The 4,616-nt window shown below is 59.7% G+C and carries 5 protein-coding genes; all 5 read right to left on the reverse strand.

Features of this window, described 5'->3' with window-relative positions:
* Positions 1–117 precede the first annotated feature (117 nt).
* The 5 genes from NW818_RS12985 to NW818_RS13005 all read right to left on the reverse strand — a co-directional run bounded on the left by NW818_RS12985 (position 118) and on the right by NW818_RS13005 (position 4,204).
* On the reverse strand, positions 118–876 hold the full coding sequence (locus NW818_RS12985) for a hypothetical protein (RefSeq protein WP_414424791.1): 759 nt from the start codon (positions 874–876) through the stop codon (positions 118–120).
* Between the two features lie 66 nt (positions 877–942).
* On the reverse strand, positions 943–1,482 hold the full coding sequence (purE, locus tag NW818_RS12990) for a 5-(carboxyamino)imidazole ribonucleotide mutase (RefSeq protein WP_414351697.1): 540 nt from the start codon (positions 1,480–1,482) through the stop codon (positions 943–945).
* Between the two features lie 14 nt (positions 1,483–1,496).
* Positions 1,497–2,573 carry an L-threonylcarbamoyladenylate synthase gene (locus NW818_RS12995; RefSeq protein ID WP_414424792.1) on the reverse strand — a complete coding sequence of 359 codons (1,077 nt, stop codon included), beginning with the start codon at positions 2,571–2,573 and terminating at the stop codon, positions 1,497–1,499.
* Positions 2,574–2,598: 25 nt separating this feature from the next.
* The gene (locus tag NW818_RS13000; RefSeq protein WP_414400745.1) at positions 2,599–3,573 is read right to left on the reverse strand and encodes a YihY/virulence factor BrkB family protein; all 975 of its coding nucleotides are present in this window, start codon (positions 3,571–3,573) and stop codon (positions 2,599–2,601) included.
* Positions 3,548–4,204 (reverse strand): chromophore lyase CpcT/CpeT, encoded by a 657-nt coding sequence (locus tag NW818_RS13005; protein WP_414424793.1) that lies wholly within the window; start codon positions 4,202–4,204, stop codon positions 3,548–3,550. Before NW818_RS13005 ends, NW818_RS13000 begins: the two co-directional genes overlap by 26 nt.
* Between the last annotated feature and the right edge of the window lie 412 nt (positions 4,205–4,616).

Here is a 4,616-nt window from a genome sequence, read left to right on the forward strand (position 1 = left end):
CGCGGGGCTTCTCGGCGGTTTAGCTAAACCTGAGGTGAGCAATCTATTTGGCGGATTGCCCAAGGGACTGAATTTATCATCCCAGTCAAACCCTTGAGGACCAAGACAGCCGTTATCTTAGTTTGAAGAGGGATCCCTGCTGGGGTGTTTGAGATTGGTCAAATCGTTGAGGCGGCGCAGGATCCCCCATCCCTGTAGGGCCTCCAGCAGGGCTTCCCGCACAACCGCTACCGTCTCTTGGTCGAGGGCCAACCGCAGATAATCCACCGCCAGCCGGGTTTGCTCGGGATCCAAGTGAGACATTAAACTCTGCAAGCGGCGAACGCCCGCCAGCCGTCGGAAGGGATCGGGAGAAGCAATGTCGCTGAGGTCGCGCTCCAATTGAGACCGTTGCCGCTCTTGTCGGCGGCTGAGCCACTCCCCAAACAGCAGCGACAACAAGGCTAGAGTGGCCAATCCCTGTAGAATGGCACCGGTGGCCAGCCAACGCTGGGTGGATTCTGCCCAGATGGAGATGAGGGTGTAGGTGCCCAAGGTGGCGGCTGCTCCCGAACCAATTGCCAGCAAAAGCCAGCGATCCGCCTGCCGAAACCAAGCTTGCCACTCCTGCCAGCGGCGGTTGAACTCAGGGCTGCGCACCCCCTGTAGCCCCAACATCACCAAGGTGCCCACCCCCAGAGAGAGCGCCAGCCGCCCATTCCAGAAGGCCAGCCCTGCCAACGCCAAGGCCGACAGAGCCAAAACCCGCCACTGCGGCCCCGATAGGATCCACAGAGCAACTTGGGATCCCGTCTCCACTGCCCCACGCCCCACCCGCTGCAGATATTCTGGCCAGGATCCCTGGCCGGAAGAAGGGCGACCCGATTGATGCTTCACCGATGGCAACTCCCAAAACTCTGTCGCACCTGACCCTTTGCAAGCGGCAAGATAGATCAACGCTCCTTAAATTATGCTCTTATGCTTTATAGAGTCGAGGTAGGCTTTCCACCCTTGGGTTTGCAACTGGTCGTTTTTCTCCTGCACCGCCTGTTTTAGGCTTTCCCGATAGGCGATCACCCGCCGGAGCAGATCGGGATCCCCACTGGCTAGGATCTGCACCGCCAACAGACCCGCGTTGTAGCCGTTGCCAATGGCCACCGTGGCCACCGGGATCCCTTTGGGCATTTGCACAATCGAGTATAAGGAGTCGATCCCCTGCAGGGATGGGCTGAGCACCGGCACCCCGATCACCGGCAGAGGGGTGAGGGACGCCACCATCCCCGGCAAATGGGCTGCTCCCCCTGCCCCGGCAATAATGACGCGGATCCCTTGGGTATGGGCGCGGCGGGCAAACTCTACCATGGCCTCGGGGGTGCGGTGGGCGCTGAGGATCTGCATCTGGTAAGGGATCCCAAACTCCTCACACACCTGGGCGGCAGGTGCAAGGGTGGGCAAATCGGAATCGCTGCCCATTACGATGGCAACGAGGGGGGAGAGTTCCATATCGCTAAGCGACGCTAACGCGAAAGGCTGCTGGCCCGGCGTAGCCGATCCATCATCGCATAGCCCAACCCCGTCGAGATGGGTGGGGGCTCTGCCAGCAGGAGCGTAGCATCTCCCTCATCCAGGCGGCGCAGGCTGGCAAAGAGGGCGCGGGCGGCTGCCTTGGGATCCGAACCCAAACACTCCAAACTGAAAGTGATCCCCGGCCAATGGCGGGAGAGGGTGTTCAGCAGAGCCTGCGGATCCGTGGCAAAGCTGAGGATGCCCAGGTGGGAATGACCGGTTGTCAGGTGCTGCACCTGTTGCCAATCGCCGGGCTGAAGCTGGGCAAAAGGGGTGGGCAAAAGCCGGAGGGGCTTACTGGGGGCATAGTGGCTGCTCAGTCGTCCCGGCGCTTCCGGCGGGCCCGTTTTGCCGTCCTCAGAGGCCCGGATGGGCAGTTTCAGGTGAGCTTCTAGGGCTTCCAGTGGGATCCCTCCTGGGCGCAGCAGCGTTGGGATCCCTTCGGGGCTGAGCTTTAGCACGGTGGACTCCAGGCCCACAGCACACTCTCCCCCATCCAAGATGTAAGGGATCCGCCCTCCCAACTCTGCATAGACGGCCTGGGCTGAGGTGGGGCTGATGCGGCCAAAGCGATTGGCACTGGGGGCAGCCAGAGGGGTTTGCACCGCCTGCAACAAAGCTTGAGCCACCGGGTGAGCAGGCACCCGCAGGGCAACAGTAGGCAACCCGCTGCTCACCAGATCCGGCACGGTGGGACACTTGGGCAGCACCAAGGTTAGGGGCCCCGGCCAGAAGGTGTCGATCAGGGATCCCAGCAGAGCACGGGCGGTGGGAGTAAAAGCCGACACATCCACCAGCCACCCCTGCAGCTGCTCTAGGGTCACCCCAGCCGGCAGATGCAGGATCAGGGGATCGAAGCGGGGGCGCTCCTTGGCGGCAAAAATGTTTGCCACTGCCTGCTCATCCAAGCCATTGCCCGCCAGGCCGTAAACCGTCTCCGTGGGGATGGCCACCAACTGGCCCCGCAGCAAGGCTGCCGCCGCTACGGCAATGTGCTCAGGAGTGGGTGAGAGAATTTCCGTCTGCATCCATGACTCGGATTTGGAGTAAGGGCTAGGGATCCCGTTCTTCAATCCATTTTTGCGCCTGGTAGAGGGCGATGTTGATTTGATCCCCAAACAGCAGCGCCAAGGAAGTGAGCCAAACCCAGAGCAGCAGCACAATAACTGCCCCCACCGCCCCATAGACTTGGTTGAACTGCCCAAAGTGCTCCACGTAAATCCGCAGCCCCCAAGACACCCCAACCCACAGTAGGCTGGCCACGATGGCTCCCGGCCAAATCGGCATTTGGGGTCGGCGCAAGCTGGGGCCAAATCGATACAGCACCCAGCAGGAGAAGACGACCAACCCCAGCGAAATCGGCCAGGTGAGGATCCCCCACAAGTTCAACCCCAGCTCTCGCAGGGGATCCAACTGAGTCGGCCCGCCAACTTCCTGCGCTAAGAATCCCGCTTTCCTGTACAAGAAGCGCAAAAAGCTGGCACTGAACAAAAAGATCAAGCTGGCCAGTCCGGTCAACCCCAAGGTGGCGAGCATCCAAACCAGCGAGATCAGCTTGCGTCTCCAGAAGGGACGGCGCCTATCTTGAGGGATCTCATGGCTGAGATCCAAAGCTGTCATCACCGCCCCCATGGCTCCAGAAGCAGCCCACAGGGTGCCCAAGAAGCCGAGCGACAACAACCCCCGATTCTGCCCGAAGCGGAGCTCGCGCACATACCGATCCAAAAGCGTCAGGGCCTCTTGGGGAGCAATTTGGCTCAACTGCTCCATCAAGCGCTCGAAGGCTTGCTCAGAGGAGCCGACAAACAGCCCAACCCCGGTCAGGAGCGTGAGGATGAAGGGGAACAGCGCCAACATCGAGCTATAGGCCATTTCAGAGGCCAGGCCAAACAGCCGGTAGCGCATCGCGTTTTCCCAGGCCAACCGCAGGGTTAGCCAGACCAACTCTCGCCGGGAACGCCGTCCTGACGACGCGAACGGGATCCCCAGCGCCCGCAGCTGCTCAACCAGTTGCTCCAACAGCCTCATGGTTCAGCACTTCAGCCCACTGCGGTAGGTACTGGGAAAAATCTTGCTTTTTGACAAACCGAAAAGGCCCGGATAGGGATCCCCAGATCACTTGATCGGTCTCCGGATCCCGACCTTGATCCAAGCTGTGAAAGTAGTCGGCTCCGATCTCAAACTCGCTGTACAAATAGGTGGTTCTGCCTTTGCGTTCAACAATACAGCCTTTGCCGGGCAGGCTGCGGCCCCGATAGCAGGATCCCGTCCATTCCACCTGGGTGATACAGCCGGGCAAGAGTTCCAACTCCGCTGCTGTCAGACCGGCCAATTTCCCCTTCGCGTAAGCGTTGCTTAGCAACAACTCCCGACCGGCGCACCTGTAGGAGTCAGGAGCTGTCAGAGCATAGTTTTGAATCCGGATCCCATCTGGAGTATCGAAGAGGTGGATCACCCGCTGCCGGTAGGGCTGCTCAGGATAAATGTCGTACAGTTGCTCCACGTAAAACCCCACCCCCTGGAACACCGACCAAGGCAAGGGGCATTGGTACACATGAATGTTGGCAAACCAGACGGGCTCTGCAATCGCCTGCTGCAGGTTGTTGAAGTGCCCTGCCATCCAGGTGGCCAGTTGGGCCAGTTGGGGGGAAACAGACATAGGTTCAGATGGATTCAATGGATTGAAATCGAGAAGATTCAGATCGAGCGCTCCTGATCCTGCAGACTTTGTCCAACTGTCAGGGACTCCGTCCCGATGGCGAACTCCATAACACACTCTACAAAACTACACCAGGGAATAGCTTGGTAGCCCTGTACTTGAGTGCGGGGTGGAAAAGCCCTTGGGCAACTTGATTTAAGGGAATTTAAGGGATTTAAGAGAGCATTGTTGCTTACCGTCACCCGCCCTGTCTCTGGCGGAGTTGTTGCCATGGGCAGGGGAACCGCAACCCTGTGGCGACGAGGCCGTTCGCGCCACTCGGACGGAGTTCTTGAAGGGGATTGGGTTGCAGGGACAGGCTAGAGTAGAGGAGCCGGACTCCTGTGCCTGATACATTTACGCTGAACACTGC

It is taken from the genome of Synechococcus sp. R6-5 (assembly GCF_047461775.1).
Taxonomy (GTDB): domain Bacteria; phylum Cyanobacteriota; class Cyanobacteriia; order Thermostichales; family Thermostichaceae; genus Thermostichus.

What these genes read in the sequence shown, in the direction of transcription:
- NW818_RS13000 (WP_414400745.1), bottom strand. Translation starts at nt 3,573, where the DNA reads ATGAGGCTGTTGGAGCAACTGGTTGAGCAGCTGCGGGCGCTGGGGATC.
- NW818_RS12995 (WP_414424792.1), bottom strand. Translation starts at nt 2,573, where the DNA reads ATGCAGACGGAAATTCTCTCACCCACTCCTGAGCACATTGCCGTAGCG.
- purE (WP_414351697.1), bottom strand. Translation starts at nt 1,482, where the DNA reads ATGGAACTCTCCCCCCTCGTTGCCATCGTAATGGGCAGCGATTCCGAT.
- NW818_RS13005 (WP_414424793.1), bottom strand. Translation starts at nt 4,204, where the DNA reads ATGTCTGTTTCCCCCCAACTGGCCCAACTGGCCACCTGGATGGCAGGG.